The following is a 24,959-nucleotide window of genomic DNA, read 5'->3' as shown; positions in this document are numbered from 1 at the left end:
GGCACCTGTCCACCGTACGGATCCCCGGCCGATGCGCGGCGCATGATCCCGGGATCGTCGGGAACAGATAGCGGATGAACCCGGCGAGTAGGAGGATGTCGTGACCCGCATGGATCCGGTACGTGAGGCGACCGGCAGGACCAGGGAGCGGCTCGCCCCACACGCCGCCAACGCGAAGGACGCGGCGGCACACTACGCGGGCGCGGCTCGTGACCGAGCGGTCGAGACCACCCGCGAACGAGTGGTCCCCGCCCTGATGCATGCCAAGGACAGCGCCGCCCCGCGTGTGGAGCACGCCGTGGAGGTGGCCCGGCACCGGGTCCGCAACGACGTGGTGCCGCGCGTGTATCAGGCGGTCGACCAGGCCCGCGTGGCCGCCGAGCCGGTCCGCGACGAGGCCCTCTCCAGGGCCGGCGCGGCGCTTTCGGTGATCAAGGGCGAGGTGACGGCGGCGGAGATCGAGAAGGTCGCCCGCAAGAAGCGGCGGCGCGGACGCGGCCGGCGCTTCCTGCTGATCACCGCGGTCGCGGGCGGCGGCTACCTGGCCTTCACGTGGTGGCGTCGACGCAACGCACAGCCCGAGTGGCTGACCGACGAGCCCGATTCCACGTTCCAAGGCGCCGCGACCACGCCGAAGACCGCCGAGTCGCTCGACAATCTCGACAACGAGGCCAAGCCCGCAGAGGACGAGTTCCGCTCGACCACCCCGAAGAACGACTGACCAGCACGACCCCCGCGCCGCAGGGCCCGCCGCACCATCCGGTACGGCGGGCCCTGCGGCGTACGCGCGGGCGGGGCCCTGTGTGCGGGGATGCGGGGGTGCGGGCCGGCGTCGTGCGCGTGGGCCGGGCCGACGGTCAGGCCGGCCGGCCCAGCGCCGCCGCGTTCGCGCGTTCGCGGCGGTGTAGACGATGACCAGCTCGTCCGGGTCGCCCTTCGGTTGGAACGCCTCCCAGGCCAGGTCCAACGTTCCGACGGGTGGACGGTTGAGGTGGGTGATGTCGTGCGTGTGGTCGAGCACGAGCTGCGCCGCCCACAGCCGCCGGAAATCCGCGCCGGCCTCGGCCGGTTCCTCGATCTGCCGGGACAGTGCCGCGTCGTGCGGCCGTTTCCCCGACTCGGTCCGCAGGTAGGCCACCGCCTCCCGGGCCTTCACCTCCCAGTCCACGTAGAGGAGGCGGGCCCGGGGATCGGTGAAAACGAGCCGACCGACGGTGCGCCGAGCCGTCGGCACGCGCGCGAAGTCGACGAAGACGAGCACGGCCATGCGGTTCCAGGCGAGGATCGCCCCGCCGCGGCCGACGAGGTAGGCGGGCGTGTCGCACGCTGACGTTCCCGAGGACGGCGACCTCTTCCCGGCGTAGCCCCCGCACCCGGCGCATTCCCTGCCGCGGCAGCCCCAGATCCCGCGTCGGCGTCACCCGATCCCACCGACGATGGCTGGATCTGCGACGGCTACTACACGATCGGCACCTCCAACGGCATGGTGTTCGACATCTCGTTGGGCCACGACAACGCAGGATCGGTCCTGCAGTACCGCTACTGGGGTGGATACAACCAGCAGTGGCGGGTCTGCCACTGGCCCGGCGACACGGCCCAGTACATCTTCAAGTCCCGACACAACGGCAAGTGCCTCACGCTGTGGGCCCAGGAGGAAGGCGAGTGGGTCACCGAGGGCGACTGTAACGGCTGGATCTACGGAAACCAGATCTTCTGGCTATCCCGCGATGCCGCCACCGGCAAGGTCGCCCTACAGGCCGAGCACTCCGACATGTGGCTGACGACGGAGGCGGGCAAGTACACCGTCGAGCGATCCCACATCGTCCAATCGGCCACCCGAGCCGGCGCCTTCACGCTGAATCCCGTCTGATTCGATCACGCCCGATGCGATCAAAAAGACCCCGCCGACTGCGTGGTCGCAGTCGGCGGGGTCTGATCCTGTGGAGCCTAGGGGAGTCGAACCCCTGACATCTGCCTTGCAAAGGCAGCGCTCTACCAGCTGAGCTAAGGCCCCTCGGTGCCGAACCAGGTTACCGGTAATCGCGGTCGGCGTTGGACAATACCTCACCCGGGGAAACGGGCGTTTCACGTGAAACGTGCGTTTCCCCGGGCGGGTCAAGCTTCTGCGGGGTCTCCCACAGGATCTGCTCAGCGGGTGGCAGTACCCGCCGGAACCGCGTCCGTCGCCTCGGTCCACAGATCCTGCTCGGCCCGATCCGCCTGGATCTGGCGGTAGACCAACAGGCCACCTACAGCAGCCAAAGCCACCAGGATCAGCTTCTTCATCAGCGTGGCCTCTCCGTCCTGCGAGTGACGTTCGTGCACCTGTCCGCACGCCTGAGGCGCCGCGGTCGGGTTGGGCTCGACAATAACAGGTGCATCAAGGCACCGACCAATACCGAAAGACCCGGTCAGGCGCCAGTCGAGCCCCCCACGAGAACCGCGCGCCGACGAGCGCCGACCACCGGGCACCCCCACCCGCCCCCGGAAACGATCAAGGGCCCTTCCCCGAATCGCGGGGAAGGGCCCTTGAACTGCTTGCGCGAAAGTGGGCCTAACAGGACTTGAACCTGTGGCCTCTTCCTTATCAGGGAAGCGCTCTAACCGTCTGAGCTATAGGCCCGCGTGCGTGCTCAGAGAGCGTACCGCACCGCTTGCCCGCCTCCAAAATCGTTAGTCCTCCTCGGCCAGCGTGACCTCGATGCCACCCGTGAACGACGCGGTGAGGTTGTAGAGGAATGCTCCGAGTGTGGCCAGCGCCGTCACCAGGATGACGTCGACGATGGCCACGACGCCGCTGAAGAAGAGGGTGTTCTTCAGGGACAGGAAGTGCTGGAGATCGAAGCCGGCGTTGTTCTCCGACTGGGTGGCTTCCTTGACTGTGTCACCGACCGAGGCGAACACCCCCAGGCCGTCCAGGACCAGCCACAACACGGTCACCGCGACCATCAGCACCACGCCCAGTGCCAGGGACAGCAGGAAACCGACCTTCATCACCGACCACGGGTCCACCCGCGCCGCTCGCAGCCGGGCCCGCCGGGTGCGCGCGATCGGTCGGACCTGCGCCTCCGGCCCGGTCCGCCCTTGCTGCGCCATGGGCTGCCCCACTCGGTGAGCGGTCGACGGCGCACCGCCGGCCGGGGTGCCCCGGGTCGGGCGCGGCGAGGTCATCGTGCCGCCACCCGTCGGGCGGGTGGCGGCCTTGCTGCCGTTGACCGCGGCCGGCGGCCGCTCCGTGCCCTCGCCCGCCGCTGCCGCGGGCGGGAAGGGCGACGTGAACGGGGTGGGCGCCGAAGGACGCGGCGGGCGAGCCGCCGCGTCCCCGGTGGGCCCGGCCCCGCGCACGGGGGGTGGGGCCGCCGGCTTCGGCGGCACCGGTCCCGTGGGAGGCGGTGCCGCCTCGTTGCGGCTCGTGCTGTCAGCGCGCCCGCCGGCCCGACCCCGGTCGGCGCGCTCGCCTCTCCCGCCGGCCGACTTCCGGTCTGTGCTCACGCGTCACCCTTCCTGCCCGCCGGGCGCGACCTCCCCTTCGACGGTGGAGGTCGGCTCGTGCGTGCCATCGGCCGCACCGGCTTCGGCCCCGTCGACCTCAGGGTCGATCTCGGCCTCGGGCTCAGGTTCGGCGTTACGTGCGATGCCGACAACGGCGTCGCCCTTACCCAGGTTGATCAGCTGCACACCCATCGTGTCACGTCCGGTGTGCCGGACACCCGCGGCGCGGGTGCGGATCACTCCACCGCCGAGTGTGATGGCGAGGATTTCATCCGTGTCGTCCACGACGAGCGCCCCGACGAGTGAACCTCGGTCCTCGACGATCTTGGCAGCCTTGATACCCAGGCCGCCACGTCCCTGGACGCGATACTCGTCCACACTGGTTCGCTTTGCGAAGCCGCCATCGGTGGCGGTGAACACGAAAGTACCCTCGCGCACCACATTCATCGACAGCAGTTCGTCGCCTTCGCGGAAGCTCATCCCCTTCACTCCGGATGTCGCCCGACCCATCGGTCGCAGCGTCTCGTCCGTTGCGGTGAACCGGATCGACTGTGCCTTCTTGCTCACGAGCAGCAGATCGTCGTCCGCGGAGACCAGTTCGGCGCCGATCACCTCGTCGTCGTCACCGGCCTCGTCCGAGCGCAGGTTGATCGCGATCACGCCGGCCGCGCGGTTGGTGTCGTACTCCTTGAGCGCGGTCTTCTTCACCAGACCGGCCTTGGTCGCCAGCACCAGGTACGGCGCGACCTCGTAGTCGCGCAGGTCGAGCACCTGGGCGATCTTCTCGTCCGGCTGGAACGCGAGCAGGTTCGCCACGTGTTGTCCACGCGCGTCGCGACCGGTGTCCGGCAGCTCGTACGCCTTCGCCCGATAGACCCGGCCCTTGTTGGTGAAGAACAGGATCCAGTGGTGCGTGGTGGTCACGAAGAAGTGGTCGACGATGTCGTCCTGCTTCAGCTGCGCGCCGCGCACCCCCTTGCCGCCACGCTTCTGCGAGCGGTACAGGTCGGTCCGGGTGCGCTTGACGTAACCGCCGCGCGTGATCGTGATGACGATGTCCTCTTCGGCGATCAGGTCCTCGATGGACATGTCGCCGTCGAAGGGCACCAGCGCGCTGCGCCGGTCGTCGCCGAACTTGTCGACGATCGCGGCCAGTTCCTCGCTGATGATCTGCCGCTGCCGGTCCGGCGAGGCCAGGATCGCCTGGTAGTCGGTGATCTTCGCCATCAGCTCGTCGTGCTCGGCGGTGATCTTCTGGTGCTCCAGGGCGGCCAGCCGGCGAAGCTGCATCTCCAGGATCGCGTTGGCCTGGATCTCGTCGATCTCCAGGAGCCCGATCAGGCCGGTGCGCGCCTCGTCGACCGTGTTCGACGCCCGGATCAGCGCGATGACCTCCTCGATCGCGTCCAGGGCCTTGAGCAGACCACGCAGGATGTGCGCGCGCTCCTCGGCCTTGCGCAGCCGGAAGCGGGTCCGCCGGACGATCACCTCGATCTGGTGCTCCACCCAGTAGCGGATGAAGAGGTCGATCGAGAGCGTGCGCGGGACACCGTCCACCAGCGCGAGCATGTTCGCGCCGAAGGTGTCCTGCAGCTGGGTGTGCTTGTACAGGTTGTTCAGCACGACCTTGGCCACCGCGTCGCGCTTGAGCACGATCACCAGGCGCTGGCCGGTGCGCGAGGAGGTCTCGTCGCGGACGTCGGCGATGCCGCCGATCTTGCCGTCCTTGACCAGGTCGGCGATCTTCTGCGCGAGGTTGTCCGGGTTGACCTGGTAGGGCAGCTCGGTGACCACCAGGCACTGCCGGTTCTGGATCTCCTCGACCTCGACCACCGCGCGCATGGTGATCGAGCCGCGGCCGGTGCGGTACGCGTCCTCGATCCCGCGACGGCCGACGACGAGCGCGCCGCTGGGGAAGTCCGGGCCCTTGATCCGCTCGATCAGAGCGTCCTGGAGCTCTTCCGCGGAGACGTCCGGGTTCTGCAGGAACCACTGCGCGCCGGAGGCGACCTCACGCAGGTTGTGCGGCGGGATGTTGGTCGCCATGCCGACCGCGATGCCCGCGGAGCCGTTGACAAGCAGGTTCGGAAAGCGCGCCGGCAGGACCGTCGGCTCCTGGTTGCGGCCGTCGTAGTTGTCCTGGAGATCGACGGTGTCCTCGTCGATGTCCCGGAGCATCTCCATGGACAGCCACTTGAGCTTGCACTCGGTGTACCGCATGGCCGCGGCCGGGTCGTTGCCCGGCGAGCCGAAGTTGCCGTTGCTGTCCACCAGCGGCATCCGCATCGACCACGGCTGGGCCAGCCGGACCAGCGCGTCGTAGATCGAGGTGTCGCCGTGCGGGTGGTAGGTGCCCATCACGTCGCCGACGACGCGGGCGCACTTGTAGAAGCCCTTCTCGGGCCGATAGCCGCCGTCGTACATCGCGTAGAGCACGCGGCGGTGCACCGGCTTGAGGCCGTCGCGCACGTCGGGCAGGGCGCGCGAGACGATCACGCTCATCGCGTAGTCGAGGTAGCTGCGCTGCATCTCGGTTTCGAGCCCGACGGGCTCGATCCGCAGACCGCCGGTGCTGTTCACCGCGTCCGCCGGGTCGCCTTCGGGCGCCGGGGTGTTCTCTTCGGCCATTGCTGGTCAAAGTCCTTTCGAGGTGTGGCGTGGGGCCGACTCGGAGGTGGACATCCGCGCTGCCGCGGATCCCCCCGGCTGGTCAGATGTCCAGGAACCTGACGTCCTTGGCGTTGCGCTGGATGAAGGAGCGGCGGGCTTCGACGTCCTCGCCCATGAGCACCGAGAACAGTTCGTCGGCCTGGGCCGCGTCGTCGAGCGTGACCTGGCCCAGGACCCGGTGGTCGATGTCCATCGTGGTCACCCGAAGCTCCTCGGCGTTCATCTCGCCGAGACCCTTGAAGCGCTGGATCGAGTCGTCCTTCGCGCGCTTGCCGGCCTGTCGGCCGAGTTCGAGCAGCGCGTCGCGCTCTCGGTCGGAGTAGGCGTACTCGAAGTCGTCCCGGCTCCACTTGATCTTGTAGAGCGGCGGGCGCGACAGGTACACGTGACCGGCCTCGACCAGCGGGCGCATGAAGCGGAACAGGAAGGTCAGCAGCAGGGTGTTGATGTGCTGGCCGTCGACGTCGGCGTCCGCCATCAGGATGATCTTGTGATAGCGCAGCTTCTCGATGTCGAAGTCCTCGTGCACACCGGTGCCGAAGGCCGAGATGAGCGCCTGGACCTCGGTGTTCTGCAGGATCTTGTCGATCCTGGCCTTCTCGACGTTCAGGATCTTGCCGCGAATCGGCAGGATCGCCTGGTACATCGGGTCACGGCCGGACTTGGCCGAGCCACCGGCCGAGTCGCCCTCGACGATGAAGATCTCGCACTTGGACGGGTCGTTGCTCTGGCAGTCGCTCAGCTTGCCCGGCAGCGAGGCGGTCTCCAGGAGGCCCTTGCGCCGGGTCAGGTCGCGCGCCTTGCGGGCGGCCATCCGCGCGGTCGCGGCCTGGATCGACTTGCGGATGATGTCCGCGGCCTCGCTGGGGTTGCGGTCGAGCCAGTCGGTGAGGTGCTCGTGCACGACCCGCTGCACGAAGGTCTTGGCCTCGGTGTTGCCCAGCTTGTCCTTGGTCTGGCCCTCGAACTGCGGGTCGCCGAGCTTGACCGAGATGATCGCGGTCAGACCCTCGCGGATGTCCTCGCCGGCGAGGTTCTCGTCCTTCTCCTTGAGCAGCTTCTTCTCGCGCGCGTAGCGGTTGATCAGCGCGGTCAGCGCGGACCGGAAGCCCTCTTCGTGGGTGCCGCCGCCGTGCGTGTGGATCGTGTTGGCGAAGCTGTGCACACCCTCGGTGTACTGCGAGTTCCACTGCATCGCGACTTCCACCGAGATGGTCCGGGCCTTGTCCTCGGCCTCGATGTCGATCACCGACGGGTGGACCAGCTCGCCCTTGCGCGAGTTGAGGTAGCGCACGAAGTCGGCGATGCCGCCCTCGTAGTGGTACGTGACCGTGAGCTGCTCGCCCTTGTCGTCCACGTGGTCCGGACGCTCGTCGGTGAGCGAGATGGTCAGGCCCTTGTTGAGGAAGGCCATCTCCTGGAAGCGCCGGGAGAGCGTCTCGAACGAGTAGACCGTGGTCTCGAAGATGTCCGCGTCGGCCCAGAAGGTGACCTGGGTGCCCGTCTCGGTGGTCGCCTCGTGCCGCTCCAGCGGCGCGGTGGGCGTGCCGAGCTTGTAGTCCTGCGTCCAGCGGTAGCCGTCGCGGCGGATGTCCACCGCCAGGCGCGAGGACAGCGCGTTGACCACGGAGACGCCGACGCCGTGCAGACCACCGGAGACCGAGTAGCCGCCGCCGCCGAACTTGCCGCCCGCGTGCAGGATGGTCAGCACGACCTCGACGGCGGGCTTCTTCTCCACCGGGTGCATGTCGACCGGGATGCCACGCCCGTTGTCGACCACGCGCACGCCGCCGTCGGCGAGGATGGTCGCCTCGATGTGCGTCGCGTGGCCCGCGAGCGCCTCGTCGACCGAGTTGTCCACCACCTCGTAGACCAGGTGGTGCAGGCCGCGCTCACCGGTGGAACCGATGTACATGCCCGGGCGCTTCCGGACCGCGTCGAGGCCCTCCAGGACCTGGATGTCACTCGCGCCGTACGACTGCGAGTTGATCGCGGCAGAGGTTTCCGGCGAGCCGGCCACGTCATTCTCCTTGGGGTTGCCGGAATCGGCCACGAAGCGCCCTTTCTGGCACAGCACGGCTCCCTGCCCGGGAGCAGGATCGGCAGGGAGGGTCGGACGGCAGGCAGCCGGCCCGACACGCCCCCGGGCACGGAGCCGCGGAAGTCGAAACAGGATCCGCATGAGCGGTATTGCTGGTTCAGTCTACCGGTCGGGGCGACACAAAGATGGGTTCCCAAGGGCCCTGTGTCCGCGTGTGGCGCCCTGATGTGCCCTGTCGCATGTCCCCCTACTTGCCCCGGGGTCCCGAATCGCTCTCATGGCTGTCCACGCGGCGCGAGCGACTCGGACGGTAACAGCGTGTCAGACCGGTATGACACCGGACACATCGTCCCCGCCGACCCGGCCGATCGGAGCGGATGCCGACCGGGGAGTGCACGCCGGCGGTACAGCCCGTGGCCGAAAACCGCCTACGGCTGTGCGCGCCACTGTCCCCGGCGGCGCTCCTGCGCCGGGCCGAGGACCCGAATGAAGGTGACGGTGCCGTCGCCCAGCTCCTGATTGAGGCGGGCGAGCAGTTTCGGCGCGAGCCAGCGCACGTGGGTCGCGTAGTTGTCGGATTCGGCGCGGACCACCAGTTCGCCGTCCTCGAAGCGCTCCGGGCGACAGTTGGCCGCCATCGCCGGGCCGACGATTTCCGGCCACCGCTGGAGTACGCCGTGCACCGCCGCCGGGGTCTGCCAGCCGCGCTCGGTGACCAGGCGCCCCATGATCTGACGCAGCGGCTGGGGGTCGCGGTCGTCGGGTCCCGAACCACTGCGTTTCAAGCCACGCCGTGCCTGGTTCTGATCCTGCCGAAGATCGTGTCGGGTCCGTGCCTGGGCGCGGGCCTGGGTCAGCGCCGCGCGGGCCAGGTCGATCCCGCGGACCGGCTCGGCGGGCGGCTGCTCGGCCCGTCCGGGACCGCCGGGAGACGGGATGTGGGCCTCGTCACTCATCCTCGACCCTTCGCACCTCACCCGCGGCGACGTCGTAGCGCGCACCCGCGAGCGCGGGCGGCACATCCTCGGCCACCGCGGCCGTGACCAGCACCTGTTCACCGTGCGCGACCATCTCGGCGAGTCGCGCGCGACGCGTGACGTCCAGTTCGGCGAACACGTCGTCGAGCACCAGGACCGGCTCACCGCCGTCCGCGCGCAGGAGTTCGTAGGAGCCCAGCCGCAGGGCCAGCGCATACGACCAGGACTCGCCGTGGCTGGCGTAGCCCTTGGCGGGCAGCGGGCCCAGCCGCAGCACGAGATCGTCGCGGTGCGGGCCGACCAGCGTCTGACCGCGCTCGACCTCGGCCGCCCGGCCGGCCGCGATCGCCGCCGTGAGCACCGCGTGGATGCCCGCCCGGTCGGTGGGCAGCGGGTCCTCCGACATCGAACTGCGGTAGTCCAGCACGATCGGTCCACCGCCTGTGGACAACGCGTCGTACGCCTTGTCCACCAACGGTTGCAGCGCGGCGACCAGATCGAGCCGGGCGAAGGTGAGTTCGGCGCCCGTGGCGGCCAGGTGCTCGTCCCACACGTCCAGCGTGCTCAGCGCCCCGCTGCGCCCGCCGCCCGCCCGCCGGGCCAGGGCCGCGGTGCGCAGCAGTGTGTTGCGCTGCTTGAGCACCCGGTCGTAGTCCTGCCGCACGCCCAGCAGGCGCGGGGTGCGCGCGGTCAGCAACTCGTCCAGGAACCTGCGGCGTTCGCCCGGGTCGCCCTTGACCAGGGCCAGGTCCTCCGGCGCGAACAGCACGGTGCGCAGCAGGCCGAGCAGGTCGCGCGGGCGGGTCGCGGACGAGCGGTTGATCCGGGCCCGGTTGGCCTTGCCGGGGTTGATCTCCAACTCGGCCAGCGCACTGCGGCCGTCCTCGCGGACGATGCTCGCCCGTACGTACGCCCGCTCGGCGCCGAGCCGGACCAGGGGTGCGTCCGAGGCGACCCGGTGGCTGCCGAGCGTGGCCAGGTAGCCGATCGCCTCGACGAGGTTGGTCTTGCCCTGGCCGTTGGGTCCCACGAACGCGGTCACGCCCGGTTCGAGGGGGAGCTCGATCCGGGCGTACGACCGATAGTCGACGAGTGACAGGTGCGCTACATGCATGGGCGGGCGGGCCGATTGCTCAGCCTGCGTCGGCCTCCTTCGGCGGCGTGGTGTCGGCGCCCGGGGCGTCGGCCCCCTTGTGCGTCGACGCGGCGGTGACCGCGTGCCCACCGAACTGGTTGCGCAGCGCGGCGACCATCTTCATCTGCGGCGAGTCGTCCTGCCGGGACGCGAATCGGGCGAACAGCGACGCGGTGATCGCGGGCAGCGGAACGGCGTGGTCGATCGCCGCCTCCACGGTCCAGCGGCCCTCGCCGGAGTCCTCCGCGTAGCCGCGCAGGCCCTCCAGGTGCTCGTCGTCGTCCATCGCCCGCACGGCCAGGTCGAGCAGCCACGAGCGGATGACGGTGCCCTCCTGCCAGCTGCGGAACACCTCGCGCACGTCGGTGACCACATCGGCGGCCTCCAGCAGTTCCCAGCCCTCGGCGTAGGCCTGCATCAGCGCGTACTCGATGCCGTTGTGCACCATCTTCGCGAAGTGCCCGGCGCCGACCTTGCCCGCGTGCACGAAGCCCGCGGGGCCCTCGGGCTTGAGTGCGTCGAAGATCGGCTGGACCTTCTCGATGTTCACGGCGTCGCCGCCGCACATCAGCGCATAGCCGTTTTCCCGGCCCCAAACGCCGCCGGAGACACCGCAGTCGACGAAGCCGATGTTCTTCGCGGCCAGCGCCTCGGCGTGCTTGATGTCGTCCGTCCAGCGCGAGTTGCCGCCGTCGACGAGCACGTCACCGGGGGACAGCAGTTCGCCGAGTTCGTCGACCGTGGCCTGGGTGGGCGCGCCCGCGGGCACCATCACCCACACCACGCGCGGCGTCGGGAGTGCGTCCACAAGTTCCTTGAGGCTGTGCACATCCGCGATGTCCGCGTTGCGGTCGTAGCCCACCACCGTGTGGCCCGCGCGGCGCAGACGCTCGCGCATGTTGCCACCCATCTTGCCGAGGCCGACGAGTCCGAGCTGCATCCTGAAATCCTTCGTTCGCTGCTGCGATGCCGGGTGGGGCACCGCCGAGGCCGCTTCCGCACCCCTTGTGGGGGCTTTTCACCGCGTCGACGGTACGCGGGTAGCGGTTGCCCGTGCTGCCGCGGGGTCATGCACGGCGGACCCGTACGAACCCGGAGCCCGTTCGGCCCGGTTGAGCCGCGGCCCTCGGTCAGCCGGACAGGCGCACCGGCATGATCAGGTAGCGGTACTCGTCGGTGGCCTCGGCCTCGACGTCCGGCTTGCCGGTCATCACGGCCGGCTTCGTGGACGTGGTGAAGGAGATCTGGGCGACCGGCGAGCCGATCGCGCTCAGTCCTTCGAGCAGGAACGTCGGGTTGAAGGCGATCGAGATCTCCTCGCCCTCCAGCGTCGCGTCGATCGCCTCGGAGGCCTGCGCCTCGTCGCCGGAACCGGCTTCGAGCACCAGTCGGCCGTCGGAGAAGGACAGCCGCACCGGGGTGTTGCGCTCGGCGACCAGGGACACGCGCTTGACCGCGTCCACGAACGGCGCGGTCTCCACCGTCGCGACGGTCTCCGACTGCTCCGGGAACAGCGCGCGGTACTTGGGGAATTCGCCTTCGAGCAGGCGGGTGGTGGTGCGCCGGCCGGCGCCCTCGAAGCCGATCATGCCCTCGCCGATCTTGTCCCCGGACAGCGCGATCTGCACGCTGTCGCCCTGGGTCAGCGACTTGGCGGTGTCGTTGAGGGTCTTGGCGGGCACCAGGGCCACCGCCGAGGAGAGTCCGTCGGCCTCGGGCTTCCAGTGGAACTGGCGGACCGCGAGCCGGTATCGGTCGGTGGCGGCGAGGGTGACCAGGTCGCCCTCGATCTCGACCCGGACGCCGGTCAGCATCGGCAGCGTGTCGTCGCGGCCGGCCGCGATGGCCACCTGGGCCACGGCGGCGGCGAAGACGTCGCCCTCGACGGACCCTGCGGCGGTGGGCATGTCCGGCAGCGCCGGGTAGTCCTCCACCGGGAGGGTGGGCAGGGTGAACCGTGCGCTGCCGCAGACCACGGTCACCTTGGCGCCGTCGGTGGACACCTCGACGGGGCGGTTCGGCAGGCTCTTGGAGATGTCGGCGAGCAGTCGCCCGGACACCAGCACCCGGCCCGGCTCGTCGATCTCGGCCTCGACGCCGCCACGGGCGGAGACCTCGTAGTCGAAGCTGGACAGCGTCAGTCGCTGGTCCGCTGCTTCCAGGAGCAGTCCGGCGAGGACGGGAACCGCCGGCCGCGCCGGGAGACTCCGCGCGGTCCACGCCACCGCATCAGCGAGAACGTCACGCTCGACCCGGAACTTCACCGGTTCACCGCCTCCTGCCGTTACCGGCCGTCTGTCTGTCGTGTGTCTGCCGTTCGTTCGTTCGTTCGGCATCGGTGGCAGGCCGTCGGGGCCTACCACCGGCACACAGTCTGACGCACCGCGCCGACAGCCCGCGCAGCCCCCGGCAAACCGGCAGTCCACAGATTCGGGCCGACCCGACCGTTTTCCGTGGATCTCTCTTGAACTACGTGTGGTCGTAGTAGTAGGGGGTGTGGATACCGTGGATAACCGGTATACGCGCAGGTCAGGGCCGGTTTTTTGTCCACTTCGAGGTGTGGGTGAACCCGTGGATAAACCCCCTGTGTCTGTGGATGCCCGAATTGGCTCCACAGGCCGTCCCCAGCCGTACCCGTAGTTGTCCCCAAACAATCCCCAGGTCGAGGGCCACTTGTCCCCACCCTCTGCGGATGCCTCTCGGCCCGGGATTCACCGTAAGGGGTGAAACCGGCCCGACTGTGGACAGATCCGTGGACAACCTGGGGACAAGCGCGGAATTTCGGTGGACGGGACGTGGACAACCGGACAACGCGGCGGTGGACGGTGTGCGGCGGGAAAGTTATCCACAGTCTGTGGAGGAATTCATTCCACATCACCACAGGAACCTGACCTGCCGGCTCGCCGGCTTTTTCCCCAGGTTCCCGCAGCCATTGTGGGGAACTCCGGGGTGGATGCGTCATCCCCATGGTGTGGATGCCCGAGTCGGCGCCGATCGGTGGATAACTCGGCCCCATTTCGGGCAATGTGACCAAGGTCACATCGCACATGCGAAGGCCGGCGGCCCCAAAGGGGAACGCCGGCCGGTTCTCTGCGGTGATCGGGTGCCGTTTCAGCTCTTGATGCGGTTCGTCAACTCGGTCACCTGGTTGTAGATCGAGCGCCGTTCGGCCATCAACGAGCGGATCTTGCGGTCCGCGTGCATCACCGTCGTGTGGTCGCGCCCGCCGAACTGGGCGCCGATCTTGGGCAGCGACAGATCGGTCAGCTCACGGCACAGATACATCGCGATCTGGCGCGCGGTGACCAGCACCCGGCTGCGCGAGGTGCCGCACAGGTCCTCGACGGACAGGCCGAAGTACGCGGCGGTGTGCGCCATGATCGTGGTCGCCGTGATCTCGGGCCCCGCGCTGTCCGGGATCAGGTCCTTGAGCACGATCTCGGTGAGCTGCAGGTCCACCGGCTGGCGGTTCAGGCTGGCGAACGCGGTCACCCGGATCAGCGCGCCCTCCAGCTCGCGGATGTTCCGGGAGATCTTGCTGGCGATGTACTCCAGCACGTCCGGCGGCGCGTTGAGACCCTCCTGGATCGCCTTCTTGCGCAGGATCGCGATCCGGGTCTCCAACTCGGGCGGCTGGACGTCGGTCAACAGTCCCCACTCGAATCGGTTGCGCAGCCGATCCTCCAGCGTCACCAGCTGCTTGGGCGGCCGGTCGGAGGAGATGACGATCTGCTTGTTCGCGTTGTGCAGCGTGTTGAAGGTGTGGAAGAACTCCTCCTGGGTCTGCTCCTTGGTCTCCAGGAACTGGATGTCGTCCACGAGCAGGACATCGACATCCCGATAACGTCGACGGAAGCCGTCGGCCTTGCCGTCGCGGATCGAGTTGATGAATTCGTTGGTGAACTCCTCCGAGCTCACGTAGCGCACCCGGGTACCCGGATACAGGCTCTTCGCGTAGTGCCCGATCGCGTGCAGCAGGTGTGTCTTGCCCAGCCCCGACTCGCCGTAGATGAACAGCGGGTTGTACGCCTTCGCGGGCGCCTCGGCGACCGCCACCGCGGCCGCGTGCGCGAACCGGTTGCTGGAGCCGATGACGAACGTCTCGAACAGGTATTTGGGGTTCAGCCTGGCGGCCGGCTCGTGTTCCACCACTCCGTGCTCGCGCCCGGTGCCCGGCCGGGCCAACCGCAGCGGTCGCCCGCCGGGCGCATCGGCCGGCGGTACGGGCGGGGACTGGCGGGGCGGAGGGGACTGCTGTGGTGGTTGCGCGGCACCCGGCGACTGGTCTCTGTCGCCGGATTGATGTGTCGAATTATCCACAAAGCTGTGGACGGAAGGTGTGGAAAAGCCGGGCGGCCCGAACAGGTCCTCGCGGTCCGCAAAGAGGGTTCCATCCGATGGCGGAATTCCCGGGTGATCGGAGGGAACGTTCGGATTGCCCCCGTATCCGTATTGATCGCGCGAATCCCGTGGATCCCGCGGATCGCGGGCGTCCCGCTGCTCGCGCGGCTCCCGCGGATCGCGCAGGTCGCGCTGCTCCCGGGCATCGCGCGCATCCCGGGGGTCCCTGGGGTCGCGCTGCTCGCGCGGATCCCGGTACGGTCCGGGCGCGTACCGCTCGTGCGGGTAGTCCTGCTGATACGGCGGCTCGGCGTAGGGATCGCGGTCCTGGCGGTAGGGCTGCTGGCCGTACGGCTCCTGCGGGTAGCCGTCGCGGCCGTAGCGGTCGCCGCCGTAGGAGGAGCGACCGTAGGGGCCGGGGTTGTAGTCGTCGTGCCGGGGCGAACGGTCGTGCCGCTCGGGCACCGGCTCCGGCTCGCCCGCACCCGGCTCGACGCTGACCGCGAACCGGATCGGCCGCCCGAAACCGTGGCTCAACGCGTCCGTGACCACCTGGCGGAGCCGGGTCTCCAGGACTTCCTTGGCGAACTCGTTCGGCACCGCGAGCAGCGCGGTGTCGGAGAAGAGGGTCAGCGGCTGTGTCCGCTGGAGCCATCCTTTGTCCTTGGCCGTGACCGAGTCGTCGGTGGCCAGTCGTTCCAGGAACCGTGCCCAGACTGCGGCGAGGTCGCTGGTGATGTCAGCCACAGTGCACGCTCTTTCATTGCATCGACGCAGGTCTCGGGAGGGCTCCCAGTGTCCCGGACCCCGGGAGCGAGCGCTCCGGTCCGACCCACCTGTTCACGGTAGTGGCGCCCGGTAGCCTGCTCAACCCGTTGTCCACAGGCTGTGTACAGCCTGCCCCGAACGGTGTTTCCGCAGGTGGGCGACGTGCCCCGGATCCCCCATTTGACCCCGTCGCCTGTTGGTACGTACCGTGGGCCGGTCTAGTTGTCTGACGACCGCTGCCGCATGTCCGAGATCATGTCGATGCGGACGTACGGTGGTGGCCGGCGGTCTTTTCTGCCGGCCCACGATTCAAATCCTGGAGCCCCCGAGTGAGCAAGCGCACCTTCCAGCCGAACAACCGTCGCCGGGCGAAGACCCACGGGTTCCGGCTGCGCATGCGCACCCGTGCCGGTCGCGCCATCCTTGCTGCCCGCCGCCGCAAGGGCCGCGCGGAGCTTTCCGCCTGAGTTCGCGGATCTCTCCGTGCTGCCTGCCGATAACCGGCTGAGGCGGCGCGAGGACTTCGCGATCGCGGTTCGCCGCGGGCGTCGAGCCGGCCGTCCCCATCTGGTCGTTCACCTGCACCGTCAGGAGACGAGCGGACCAGTGACGTCCGATCGCACCCCGGCGACCGCACCGCCGTCCGAGCCGGACACCCTGCGCCAATCTGTGGCAGAGGACCCGCACGCGGATGTGGAGCACGCTCCACCACCGCGTGCGGGTTTCGTCGTGAGCAAGGCCGTCGGCCCCGCGGTTGTCCGTAACGTCGTCAAGCGTCGGCTACGCCACCTCATACGCGATCGGATGGCCCTGCTCCCGGCAGGTAGCCTGGTCGTGGTACGGGCATTGCCACCCGCAGCCCAGGCGGACCATTCCGTCCTGGCACGGGATCTGGACGCAGCGTTCGACCGGCTCCTGGGCCGGGCCGGGCGCCCTGTCGCGGTTCGAGCGGATGGGCCCGCGGCCAAGCCTGGAGCGACGGCGTGAAGTACCTGTTCATGGGGTTCATTCGGGTCTATCAGTGGACGATCAGCCCGATGCTGGGGCCGGTGTGTCGCTTCTACCCGTCGTGCTCGCATTATGGGTACGAGGCGATGTCCGTGCACGGCGCCTTCAAGGGCACCTACCTCACCGTGTGGCGCATCCTGCGCTGCAACCCCTGGAACTCTGGCGGTGTCGATCCTGTGCCGCCGCGCACACGCCGACCGTGGCGACTCCCCGAGCGGAAGTCGCGCTCGGAGTCGGAGCCGCACGAGCGGCAGCAGACGTCCAGCACCGGCCGTACCGAGCCCGCGCCCGGTGCGAACACCACCGCCCGAGGAGCTTGACCGTGGGGATTCTTAACCCCCTATATACCGCCGTCTCGTGGATCATCGTTCAGTTCCACTCGTTGTTCAGCCCGATCTTCGGCAAGAGCAGCGGTTGGTCCTGGGGCTTGTCCATCGTCTGCCTCGTGGTCGTCATCCGGATCTGCCTGATCCCGCTCTTCGTGAAGCAGATCAAGGCGACCCGTGGTCTCCAGGCGCTGCAGCCGCGGATCAAGGAGGTCCAGAAGCGGTACAAGGACGACCGTGAGCGTCAGTCCCAGGAAATGATGAAGCTCTACAAGGAGACGGGTACCAACCCGCTCTCGAGCTGCCTTCCGATCCTGGTCCAGTCGCCGTTCTTCTTCGCCCTGTTCCACGTGCTGCAGCGCGTCTCGCAGAACCGCACGGTCGGCGTGATCGACCGCGACCTGGTGAACAGCGCCCAGCAGGCGCACATCTTCGGCGCCCCGATCGCCGCCAAGTTCACCGACTCGGCGGGCAAGATCGACGGCCTCGGGGCCGACCTGACCACCGTGCGCATCGTCACCATCGTGATGATCGTGCTGATGTCCGGGTCGCAGTTCTTCACCCAGCGCCAGCTGATGACGAAGAACACCGACCCCGCTTCGCTCGTGGGCAACCCGTTCGCGAAGCAGCAGAAGCTGATGATGTACGCGTTCCCGATCATGTTCGCGGTCTTCGGCATCAACTTCCCCGTCGGTGTGCTCATCTACTGGCTCACCACCAACGTGTGGACGATGGGTCAGCAGCTGTTCGTGATCAACCGCAACCCCACGCCCGGCAGCCCGGCGTTCAAGGTGCGGCAGGAGAAGCTCGCGGAGAAGGCGCGCAAGCAGGGCAAGGTGCTGCTTCCCGACGGCAAGTTGATGGACGCCGCCGAGTACGAGGCCCAGCAGGCCGAGCTGAAGGCCCAGGCCGCCCGGCGCCAGCAGCCCACCAGGCTCACCAAGTCGCAGCGCAAGGCCCGTGCCCGGGACGACGCGGACGCGGCCGCCAGGGACGCCGAGGAGGGCTCGGAGGCCGGCGCTGCGGCGAGCAACGGCACGTCCGGCACCGCCCGCTCGAACGGCTCGGTGAAGGGCTCGACCGCGCGGACACCGCACTCGGGTGCGCGTAACGCCGGCCCGCGCAAGCAGACCCAGAGCCGGAAGCACCACCCGAGGAAGAAGTGACCGCCCTCGACGGGGCGGCCGCCCTCTCCACCGACTCGCTCACTCGTCCACAAAGGAGTTCCCCTGTGACGGAAGGCACGACCCCCGCCGTCGACTCACCCGCCGCCTCGCGTCGGATCACGCTCACCGCGGAGGAGATCAGCCGTCTGGAGCAGGAGGGTGAGATCGCCGCGGACTACCTGGAGGCCCTGCTCGACATCGCCGACCTCGACGGCGACATCGACATGGACGTCGAAGGCGGGCGCGCGGCGGTCTCGGTGATCGCCGGTGAAGAAAGCGAATCCTCCGGTGCCGACCTCAAGCGGCTCGTCGGTCGCGATGGCGAGGTCCTGGAAGCCCTCCAGGAACTGACCCGGCTGGCCGTGCACCGCGAGACCGGCGAGCGCAGCCGGTTGATGCTCGACGTGGACGGCTTCCGTGCCGCCAAGCGGGCGAACCTGGCGGAGATCGCCACCGAGGCGGTGGAAGAGGTCAAGGCGGCGGGTACGTCCCTCAAGTTGAAGCCGATGACCCCGTTCGAGCGCAAGGTCGTGCACGACACCGTCGCGGAGGCCGGACTGCGCAGCGAGTCGGAGGGCGAGGAGCCCAATCGCTGCGTCGTCGTACTGCCCGCCTGATCGGATCCCCGGATCCGTTTCCGCAAACCGTCGCGCCGGCCCCACCCGCATCACGGGTGGGGCCGGCGCCGTTCCTGGGATGATGTTCCACGTGAAACGTCAGGACGACACGACCCCCGACCCGCCGGCGGACGAGCGCGCGCCCGAGGCACCGGAGGCGGCGGCTCGCCTCTTCGGTGCCAACCTGGACCGCGCGATCCGCTATGCCGATCTGCTGGCCGGTCCCGGTGTACGCCGGGGCATGGTCGGCCCACGCGAAGTCGGCCGGCTCTGGGAGCGGCACCTGCTCAACTGCGGGGTGGTCGCCGAATTGATCGCGGAGAACGCGATCGTGCACGACGTCGGTTCGGGTGGTGGCCTGCCGGGCATTCCGCTCGCGCTGGTCCGACCGGACCTGCGGATCACCCTCGTCGAGCCGTTGTTGCGGCGCACCACGTTCCTCGACGAGGTGGTCGAGGAACTCGGCCTCGACAACGTCGAGGTGCTGCGCGGGCGCGCCGAGGAACTGCGCGGCCGTACCTCCGCCGACGTGGTGACCGCACGTGCGGTCGCGCCGTTGGCCAAGCTGGCCGGGTGGGGCCTGCCGCTGCTCGGCTCGGGCGGCGAGATGCTCGCCCTCAAGGGCGACTCGGCCGCCGAGGAACTCCTGGAGTCCGAGGCGGACTTGCGCAAGCTCGGCGCGGTGTCCTGGACGGTCGCGCACGCGGGTGCCGGAATCGTGGACCCGCTGACCACCGTGGTCCGGGTGCGGATCGGCACCGCCGTGGCCAAGGAGTCCAAGGCGACGAAGGCGCGCCGGGCCGCGAAGGCAACGCGGCGGCGTCCCGGGAAGTAGCAACGCCTCCGGGTTGGGCCGGACGGCTGAAACGCCGTTCCTGCCCGCTCGGGGTGTGTCGTGAGCGCCGTGGCATCGCCGCACCCGGGATCGTGTTTCACGTGAAACGTCTTCCGTGGAAACGCTTCTACTCGCCTGAGGCGCGCCGGAACGTGACACCCTCTGAGGGTGCCGCCGCAGTGCGTGGTCATTCCGTCGGCCCGAGTTCCCATGTCGCCGCGGCAGGAGAGGAGAGTGGACCGTTGCCGTCCGAGTATCCGACAGCCTCGATGCCGGCGCCCCGAGTAGGCGCCGGCGTCGACGTTTCACGTGAAACAGAGGCCCCCGGTATCGAAGACACGCCCATCGCTCGAGCGGCCAGACAGGCCGTCGAGACGATGGGCCGCGCTTCGGAGGGGCTACCGCGCCCGGAGCGCACCCGGGTCATGGTGGTCGCGAACCAGAAGGGTGGCGTCGGCAAGACCACGTCGACCGTGAACCTCGCGGCGGCGCTGGCGATGCACGGCGCCCGGGTGTTGGTGATAGACCTCGACCCGCAGGGCAACGCCTCCACGGCGCTCGGGGTGGACCACCACGCGGGTACGCCGTCGATCTACGAGGTGCTCGTCGAAGGCCGCGACCTGGCCGAGGTCGTCCAGCCGGTGCGCGACGTCGAGGGCCTGTTCTGCGCGCCGGCCACGATCGACCTGGCCGGCGCCGAGATCGAACTCGTCTCCCTGGTCGCCCGGGAGAGCCGGCTCCAGCGCGCCATCGCGTCTTACGAGCAGCCGTTGGACTACATCCTGATCGACTGTCCGCCCTCGCTCGGCCTGTTGACCGTCAACGCGCTCGTGGCGGGTGCCGAGGTGGTCATCCCGATCCAGTGCGAGTACTACGCGCTGGAGGGACTCGGCCAGTTGTTGCGCAACGTGGAACTGGTCCGCGCGCACCTGAATCCGGACCTGGCCGTGTCGACGATCCTGCTCACCATGTACGACGCCCGCACCCGGCTGGCCTCGCAGGTGGCCCAGGAGGTGCGCGACCACTTCCCGGACGAGGTGCTGCCGACCGCGATCCCGCGCTCGGTGCGGATCTCCGAGGCACCCAGCTACGGCCAGACCGTGATGACCTACGACCCGGGCTCCACCGGTGCGTTGTCGTATCTTGAAGCGGCTCGGGAGATGGCGCTGCGCGGCGTGGCGAAGGCGAAGGAGGAAGTATGAGCGGACAACGCAGGGGTTTGGGCAAGGGGCTCGAATCGATCATCCCCACTCGGGCGCTGAAGCCGTCGTCCTCCGCCGCGGAGACCCTGCGCAGGATGGCGGAAATAGCGACCGACGAGCCGGCCATGTCGCCGGCCTCGGTGCCGGTCCAGGAATCGCCCCGGGCCGGCAGGACACCGGTGCAGCCGGCCGCGCTGTACGCCGAGTTGCTGCTCGATGTGATCACGCCGAACCCGCGCCAGCCCCGCGAGGTGTTCGACGAGGGTGCGATGGCCGAGTTGGTCCAGTCGATCCGGGAAGTGGGTGTGCTCCAGCCGGTCGTGGTCCGTGCGTCGGGTGACGGCACCTACGAACTGGTGATGGGCGAGCGACGGTGGCGGGCCTCTCGCGAGGCGGGGCTGACCCACGTGCCGGCCATCGTCCGGGTCACCCAGGACGACAAGCTGTTGCTCGACGCGCTCCTGGAGAACCTGCACCGTTCCGAACTCAACCCGCTCGAAGAGGCCATGGCCTACGAGCAGTTGCTGGAGGAGTTCGCGTGCAGTCACGACAGCCTCGCCAAGCGGATCGGGCGCTCGCGCCCGTATGTGTCGAACACCCTGCGGCTGTTGAAGTTGCCCACGGAGGTGCGGACCAGCCTGGCGGCCGGGACGCTGCTCGCCGGGCACGCGATCGCGCTGCTCAAGATCGAGGAGTATCCGGACGAGCTGGCCAAGCTCGCCAAGCGCATCATCCGCGAGGGCATGACGGTGCGCACCGTCGAAGAGATCGCCTCGCAGATCAAGGGTGAGGCTCCGGCGCGGCCGGCGAAGGCGCAGAAGCCGCGCCCCGGTGGGATCGTCGCGCCGGCCCTGAACCAGCTCGCGGATCGGCTCAAGGACCGCTTCGAGACCGAGGTGAAGGTGGTCCTCGGCCCGAAGAAGGGCAAGATCGTCGTCGAGTTCGCGTCGGTCGAGGATCTGGAACGCATCCTGGCCTCGATGGCGCCCGGTGAAGGCGACCAGTTCGCCAAGCGGCTGAGTGAGCCGCAGGGTCAGGCACGACCCGAGTCGCCACCCGAGTCGACCCCGGCCGAGTCCACCGCGGCCGACGACCAACCCTCGGTGCTGGTCCCGTAGTCGGCACCGAAACACCGAAGCACCGAAGCACGGAAGCACCGAAATACGAGAGCACGGAAACACGGGGAAGGGGCCCGCGGTCGTTGACCGCGGGCCCCTTCCTTGCTTGTGTTTCACGTGAAACGTGCCGCCTGCTCGATGCGGCGGTGCTGCTCGCTCACGTTTCACGTGAAACGTGGCACCCCTGGAGGGGCGATGAGGTCGATGCGTTGGATCGTCGCGGGTCTGGGAGTGGGTGCCGTCGGCGGATTCGTCGGCGGGCTGCTCGGCGGTTCGCCGCCTTCCCGGGTGTCGATTCCCGCGCCGTGGACGCCCGATGGGCCCGCGATTCCGGTCCATGCGCTGCCGAAGGGCTCACGTCGGCCGGTGGATCGGGTCGTCCTCGACGAGGCGGCGCTCGCTCGAGCGAGGGCCGATCGGCTCGGGTACTGAGTGGCTCGGGTGCCGACTCGGGTGCCGGTCGACTCGGGTGCCGGCCGACTCAGGTGAAGACGGGCAGTCGCAGCATGCCGGTGGGCACGTCCTCGTCCGGCGGCAGGTAGAGCCGCTGGAGGGCCACCACGATCGACTCGGCGGCGTGGTCGCGGAATTCCGACCCGGCCAGTCGGGCCGCGTCCTCCGCGTTGGTGAGGTAGCCCAACTCGATCCGCACGGCGGGCATCCGGGTACGCCGTAGCAGCGTCCACGCCTTGCCGTGGGTCCGACCGTCGACCAGGCCGGTACGCGCGACGAGTTCGCGCTGAACCAGGCTCGCGAAGTGCTCTCCGGTCGGCGAGCGTCGCCCGTACCGGTCGCTTCCGCTGCCGTAGTAGTAGCTGGAGACGCCGCTCGCCCGCGGACTTTCGTTGCGGTCCGCGTGCAGGGATATCACCAGGTCCGCGTCGGTGGCATTGGCGAAGGCCGCACGGTCCTCCTCGCCGATGCCGTCGGAGTCCAGGCCGCGGGTCAGGTACGCCTGGACGCCGAGGGCGGACAGCCGACCCTCCAGTCGCCGGGCGAGATCCCACACCACCTCGGCCTCGGCCAGCCCGTGTGCCACCACGCCCAGGTCCGTACCGCCGTGGCCCGGGTCGATCACCACGGTCTTGCCGGCCAGCGAGGGGCCGGAGCGGTGCAGCAGTTCGGATTCGCGCATCGCGTGCGGCTGGCCGCCGACGACCGTGCGCGCGAGCCGGTCGAGGGCTCGGAACGTGGCCGGTCCACACGTGCCGTCTGCGCCCAGCCCGTAGTTGCGCTGGAATTCGCGCAGCGCGCGCTCGGTGGCGGGGCCCAGGATGCCGTCCACCCGGCCGCAGTCGAAGCCCATGTCGAGCAGCCGCTGCTGGAGGGTGGCCACGTCGTCCCCGACCGTCGGGTGACCGATCGAGTAGGACAGCATGCGGTCGCCGAGGCGCCATCGTGCCTCGTCGAGGTGACGGTAGGTCTCCGGGCCGACGATGCCGTCCACGGTCATTGCCCGCTGTTGCTGGAAATGCCGGACGGCGAGATCCACGGAGTGGTCGAACACCGCGTCCGCGTAGCCGCCGTGGCCGTCCCCGTCGCCGTTGCCGGCGACCGCATGGGCACCGGCGGGCAGGAGGCCGAGCAGCACCAGTTTGGACCTGATCTCGGCCACTGCGGGGCCGGTGTCACCGCGTCGGTACCGCCGCTGCATGGTCATGGAAAGAAGTCCTCCCGAGTTTTGACGCAACACTCGATCGTACGCGCGCATTCGGTCGTTCCCGTACCGGAGCGGGGCTCTCGGGGTCCGGATTCCGGCCCGGGCGGGCGATCCGCCGTCCCGGGCCGCCCGCCGGTCGTCGGTACGCCCTGACACGCGCGAAGGGCGCTCCCCGGTTCCGGGAAGCGCCCTTCGGATGCCGCGCGGCCGCCGCGTCGATCGGTCGACTCAGACGTACTCGGCGAGCTCCTTGAGGAGCATCGACTTCGGCTTCGCACCGACGATCGTCTTGACGATCTCGCCGCCCTTGAAGACGTGCAGGGTCGGGATCGACATCACGCCGTAGCGGGTGGTGATCTCCGGGTTCTGGTCGATGTTGAGCTTCGCGACGGTGAGTTTGTCACCGTTCTCGTCCGCGATCTGCTCGAGCGCCGGGGCGATCTGGCGGCACGGGCCGCACCACTCGGCCCAGAAGTCGACGAGCACTGCCTTGTCGCTCATCAGGACGTCGGTGTCGAAGGTCTTGTCGGTGACGGTGACGGTGGCCCCGGCCATGGTTGCTCCTCGGTGTGCTCGGGTGGAAGGAAGGGGGACGGGTTGTGGGTCAGGCGACGGCGCCGTCGGCGAGCGAGGCGAGGTAGCGCTCGGCGTCGAGCGCGGCGGCACAGCCGGTGCCGGCCGCGGTGATCGCCTGCCGGTAGGTGTGGTCCACGACATCGCCCGCCGCGAAGACGCCGGTGAGGTTGGTGTGCGTGGTCGGGGCGTCGACCTTGATGTAGCCCTCGGCGTCCAGCTCGATCTGGTCGCCCAGGAGTTCGGTGCGCGGGTCGTGGCCGACCGCGATGAACAGGCCGGTCACCGCCAGGTCGCGCAGCTCGCCGGTGCCGGTGTCACGCAGTTTGACGCCGGTGAGCTTGCCGTCGCCCACGATCTCGGCGACCTCGCTGTTCCACGCGAACGAGATCTTCTCGTCGGCGAACGCCCGATGTTGCATCGCCTTGCTCGCGCGCAGCTCGTCCCGACGGTGGATGACGGTCACCGAGCGGGCGAAGCGGGACAGGAACGTGGCCTCCTCGATCGCCGAGTCGCCACCGCCGACCACCGCGATGTCCTGGTCCCGGAAGAAGAAGCCGTCGCAGGTGGCACACCAGGAGACGCCGCGACCGGAGAGTGCGTCCTCGTTGGGCAGGTTGAGCTTGCGGTACGCGGACCCGGTCGCCAGGATCACCGCGTGCGCCTTGTGCACGGTGCCCGCGCCGTCCGTGACGGTCTTGACGGCGCCCGTGAGGTCGACGGCCACGACGTCGTCCGGAATCAGCTCGGCGCCGAAGCGCTCGGCCTGCTTGCGCATGTTGTCCATCAGATCCGGACCCATGATGCCGTCCGGCCAGCCGGGGAAGTTCTCGACCTCGGTGGTGTTCATCAGTGCGCCGCCCGCAGTGACGGCGCCTTCGAAGACCAGCGGCTTCAGGTCCGCGCGTGCTGCGTAGACGGCGGCCGTGTACCCGGTCGGACCCGATCCGATGATGATCACGTTGCGGACGTCGCTCACGCTGAGCCTTTCCTGGTTCCTTGTCGAGCCTCGTGCCGGAGGCCGGCCTCG

At 69.1% G+C, this 24,959-nt stretch carries 22 protein-coding genes, 2 tRNA genes and 1 pseudogene; 10 read left to right on the top strand and 15 right to left on the bottom strand.

Features of this window, described 5'->3' with window-relative positions; genetic code table 11:
• Nucleotides 1-109 precede the first annotated feature (109 nt).
• Nucleotides 110-721, top strand: coding sequence for a DUF5324 family protein (locus ACZOOI_RS14240; RefSeq protein ID WP_465281192.1), 612 nt, complete (start codon nucleotides 110-112; stop codon nucleotides 719-721).
• Between the two features lie 180 nt (nucleotides 722-901).
• On the opposite strand, the pseudogene ACZOOI_RS14235 reads toward ACZOOI_RS14240, so the two are convergent.
• Nucleotides 902-1,405: pseudogene (locus ACZOOI_RS14235) on the bottom strand (MmyB family transcriptional regulator); the annotation flags it as partial.
• Between the two features lie 39 nt (nucleotides 1,406-1,444).
• On the opposite strand from ACZOOI_RS14235, the gene ACZOOI_RS14230 reads away from it, so the two are divergent.
• Nucleotides 1,445-1,870, top strand: coding sequence for an RICIN domain-containing protein (locus tag ACZOOI_RS14230; protein ID WP_465281191.1), 426 nt, complete (start codon nucleotides 1,445-1,447; stop codon nucleotides 1,868-1,870).
• A gap of 71 nt (nucleotides 1,871-1,941) precedes the next feature.
• Here the strand turns inward: ACZOOI_RS14230 and ACZOOI_RS14225 are convergent.
• The 11 genes from ACZOOI_RS14225 to dnaA all read right to left on the bottom strand — a co-directional run bounded on the left by ACZOOI_RS14225 (nucleotide 1,942) and on the right by dnaA (nucleotide 15,403).
• Nucleotides 1,942-2,014, bottom strand: a tRNA-Ala gene (locus ACZOOI_RS14225).
• A 134-nt stretch (nucleotides 2,015-2,148) separates the two neighbouring features.
• On the bottom strand, nucleotides 2,149-2,286 hold the full coding sequence (locus ACZOOI_RS14220; RefSeq protein WP_020557117.1) for a DLW-39 family protein: 138 nt from the start codon (nucleotides 2,284-2,286) through the stop codon (nucleotides 2,149-2,151).
• A gap of 263 nt (nucleotides 2,287-2,549) precedes the next feature.
• A tRNA-Ile gene (locus ACZOOI_RS14215) sits at nucleotides 2,550-2,623 on the bottom strand.
• Nucleotides 2,624-2,673: 50 nt separating this feature from the next.
• Nucleotides 2,674-3,096, bottom strand: a complete 423-nt coding sequence (locus ACZOOI_RS14210; RefSeq protein WP_465280986.1) for a DUF3566 domain-containing protein — start codon at nucleotides 3,094-3,096, stop codon at nucleotides 2,674-2,676.
• Nucleotides 3,097-3,495: 399 nt separating this feature from the next.
• Nucleotides 3,496-6,120: a DNA gyrase subunit A gene (gene gyrA / locus ACZOOI_RS14205; protein ID WP_465280985.1), complete on the bottom strand. Its 2,625-nt coding sequence runs from the start codon at nucleotides 6,118-6,120 to the stop codon at nucleotides 3,496-3,498.
• A gap of 82 nt (nucleotides 6,121-6,202) precedes the next feature.
• The gene (gene gyrB / locus ACZOOI_RS14200) at nucleotides 6,203-8,239 is read right to left on the bottom strand and encodes a DNA topoisomerase (ATP-hydrolyzing) subunit B (RefSeq protein WP_391587268.1); all 2,037 of its coding nucleotides are present in this window, start codon (nucleotides 8,237-8,239) and stop codon (nucleotides 6,203-6,205) included.
• 392 nt (nucleotides 8,240-8,631) lie between these two features.
• Nucleotides 8,632-9,159 carry a DciA family protein gene (locus ACZOOI_RS14195; protein WP_465280984.1) on the bottom strand — a complete coding sequence of 176 codons (528 nt, stop codon included), beginning with the start codon at nucleotides 9,157-9,159 and terminating at the stop codon, nucleotides 8,632-8,634.
• Nucleotides 9,152-10,294 (bottom strand): DNA replication/repair protein RecF, encoded by a 1,143-nt coding sequence (recF, locus tag ACZOOI_RS14190; RefSeq protein ID WP_465280983.1) that lies wholly within the window; start codon nucleotides 10,292-10,294, stop codon nucleotides 9,152-9,154. Before recF ends, ACZOOI_RS14195 begins: the two co-directional genes overlap by 8 nt.
• 19 nt (nucleotides 10,295-10,313) lie before the next feature.
• On the bottom strand, nucleotides 10,314-11,255 hold the full coding sequence (gnd, locus tag ACZOOI_RS14185) for a phosphogluconate dehydrogenase (NAD(+)-dependent, decarboxylating) (protein ID WP_465280982.1): 942 nt from the start codon (nucleotides 11,253-11,255) through the stop codon (nucleotides 10,314-10,316).
• Nucleotides 11,256-11,445: 190 nt separating this feature from the next.
• The gene (gene dnaN / locus ACZOOI_RS14180; protein WP_360311326.1) at nucleotides 11,446-12,579 is read right to left on the bottom strand and encodes a DNA polymerase III subunit beta; all 1,134 of its coding nucleotides are present in this window, start codon (nucleotides 12,577-12,579) and stop codon (nucleotides 11,446-11,448) included.
• 847 nt (nucleotides 12,580-13,426) lie between these two features.
• Nucleotides 13,427-15,403 carry a chromosomal replication initiator protein DnaA gene (gene dnaA, locus ACZOOI_RS14175; RefSeq protein ID WP_465280981.1) on the bottom strand — a complete coding sequence of 659 codons (1,977 nt, stop codon included), beginning with the start codon at nucleotides 15,401-15,403 and terminating at the stop codon, nucleotides 13,427-13,429.
• Nucleotides 15,404-15,753: 350 nt separating this feature from the next.
• Here dnaA and rpmH point away from each other — a divergent pair, with 350 nt between their 5' ends.
• From rpmH to ACZOOI_RS14135, 8 genes are all read left to right on the top strand, one after another.
• Nucleotides 15,754-15,891, top strand: coding sequence for a 50S ribosomal protein L34 (gene rpmH / locus ACZOOI_RS14170; RefSeq protein WP_010849920.1), 138 nt, complete (start codon nucleotides 15,754-15,756; stop codon nucleotides 15,889-15,891).
• Nucleotides 15,892-15,907: 16 nt separating this feature from the next.
• Nucleotides 15,908-16,411, top strand: a complete 504-nt coding sequence (gene rnpA, locus ACZOOI_RS14165) for a ribonuclease P protein component (RefSeq protein WP_465280980.1) — start codon at nucleotides 15,908-15,910, stop codon at nucleotides 16,409-16,411.
• On the top strand, nucleotides 16,408-16,752 hold the full coding sequence (gene yidD / locus ACZOOI_RS14160) for a membrane protein insertion efficiency factor YidD (RefSeq protein ID WP_020557146.1): 345 nt from the start codon (nucleotides 16,408-16,410) through the stop codon (nucleotides 16,750-16,752). The genes rnpA and yidD overlap by 4 nt, the downstream gene beginning before the upstream one ends.
• A gap of 2 nt (nucleotides 16,753-16,754) precedes the next feature.
• Nucleotides 16,755-17,924 (top strand): membrane protein insertase YidC, encoded by a 1,170-nt coding sequence (gene yidC, locus ACZOOI_RS14155; protein ID WP_465280979.1) that lies wholly within the window; start codon nucleotides 16,755-16,757, stop codon nucleotides 17,922-17,924.
• 65 nt (nucleotides 17,925-17,989) lie between these two features.
• Complete coding sequence (locus tag ACZOOI_RS14150) at nucleotides 17,990-18,541, top strand: Jag family protein (protein ID WP_465280978.1); 552 nt, start codon at nucleotides 17,990-17,992, stop codon at nucleotides 18,539-18,541.
• Between the two features lie 82 nt (nucleotides 18,542-18,623).
• Nucleotides 18,624-19,376 (top strand): 16S rRNA (guanine(527)-N(7))-methyltransferase RsmG, encoded by a 753-nt coding sequence (rsmG, locus tag ACZOOI_RS14145; protein ID WP_465281190.1) that lies wholly within the window; start codon nucleotides 18,624-18,626, stop codon nucleotides 19,374-19,376.
• 269 nt (nucleotides 19,377-19,645) lie between these two features.
• Nucleotides 19,646-20,578 (top strand): ParA family protein, encoded by a 933-nt coding sequence (locus tag ACZOOI_RS14140; protein WP_465281189.1) that lies wholly within the window; start codon nucleotides 19,646-19,648, stop codon nucleotides 20,576-20,578.
• Nucleotides 20,575-21,696 (top strand): ParB/RepB/Spo0J family partition protein, encoded by a 1,122-nt coding sequence (locus tag ACZOOI_RS14135; protein WP_465280977.1) that lies wholly within the window; start codon nucleotides 20,575-20,577, stop codon nucleotides 21,694-21,696. Before ACZOOI_RS14140 ends, ACZOOI_RS14135 begins: the two co-directional genes overlap by 4 nt.
• A 481-nt stretch (nucleotides 21,697-22,177) precedes the next feature.
• Here the strand turns inward: ACZOOI_RS14135 and ACZOOI_RS14130 are convergent, their stop codons facing one another.
• The 3 genes from ACZOOI_RS14130 to trxB form a co-directional block, all read right to left on the bottom strand.
• Nucleotides 22,178-23,356, bottom strand: coding sequence for an N-acetylmuramoyl-L-alanine amidase (locus ACZOOI_RS14130; RefSeq protein ID WP_465280976.1), 1,179 nt, complete (start codon nucleotides 23,354-23,356; stop codon nucleotides 22,178-22,180).
• Nucleotides 23,357-23,584: 228 nt separating this feature from the next.
• Nucleotides 23,585-23,911: a thioredoxin gene (trxA, locus tag ACZOOI_RS14125; RefSeq protein ID WP_396008030.1), complete on the bottom strand. Its 327-nt coding sequence runs from the start codon at nucleotides 23,909-23,911 to the stop codon at nucleotides 23,585-23,587.
• 49 nt (nucleotides 23,912-23,960) lie between these two features.
• Entirely contained in the window at nucleotides 23,961-24,908 is a 948-nt protein-coding gene (gene trxB, locus ACZOOI_RS14120) for a thioredoxin-disulfide reductase (protein WP_391587256.1), read from the bottom strand.
• Between the last annotated feature and the right edge of the window lie 51 nt (nucleotides 24,909-24,959).

Source organism: Embleya sp. L77, from assembly GCF_055557415.1.
Note: the sequence above shows the minus strand (reverse complement) of the source record. Positions and strands in the feature narration are given on the sequence as shown.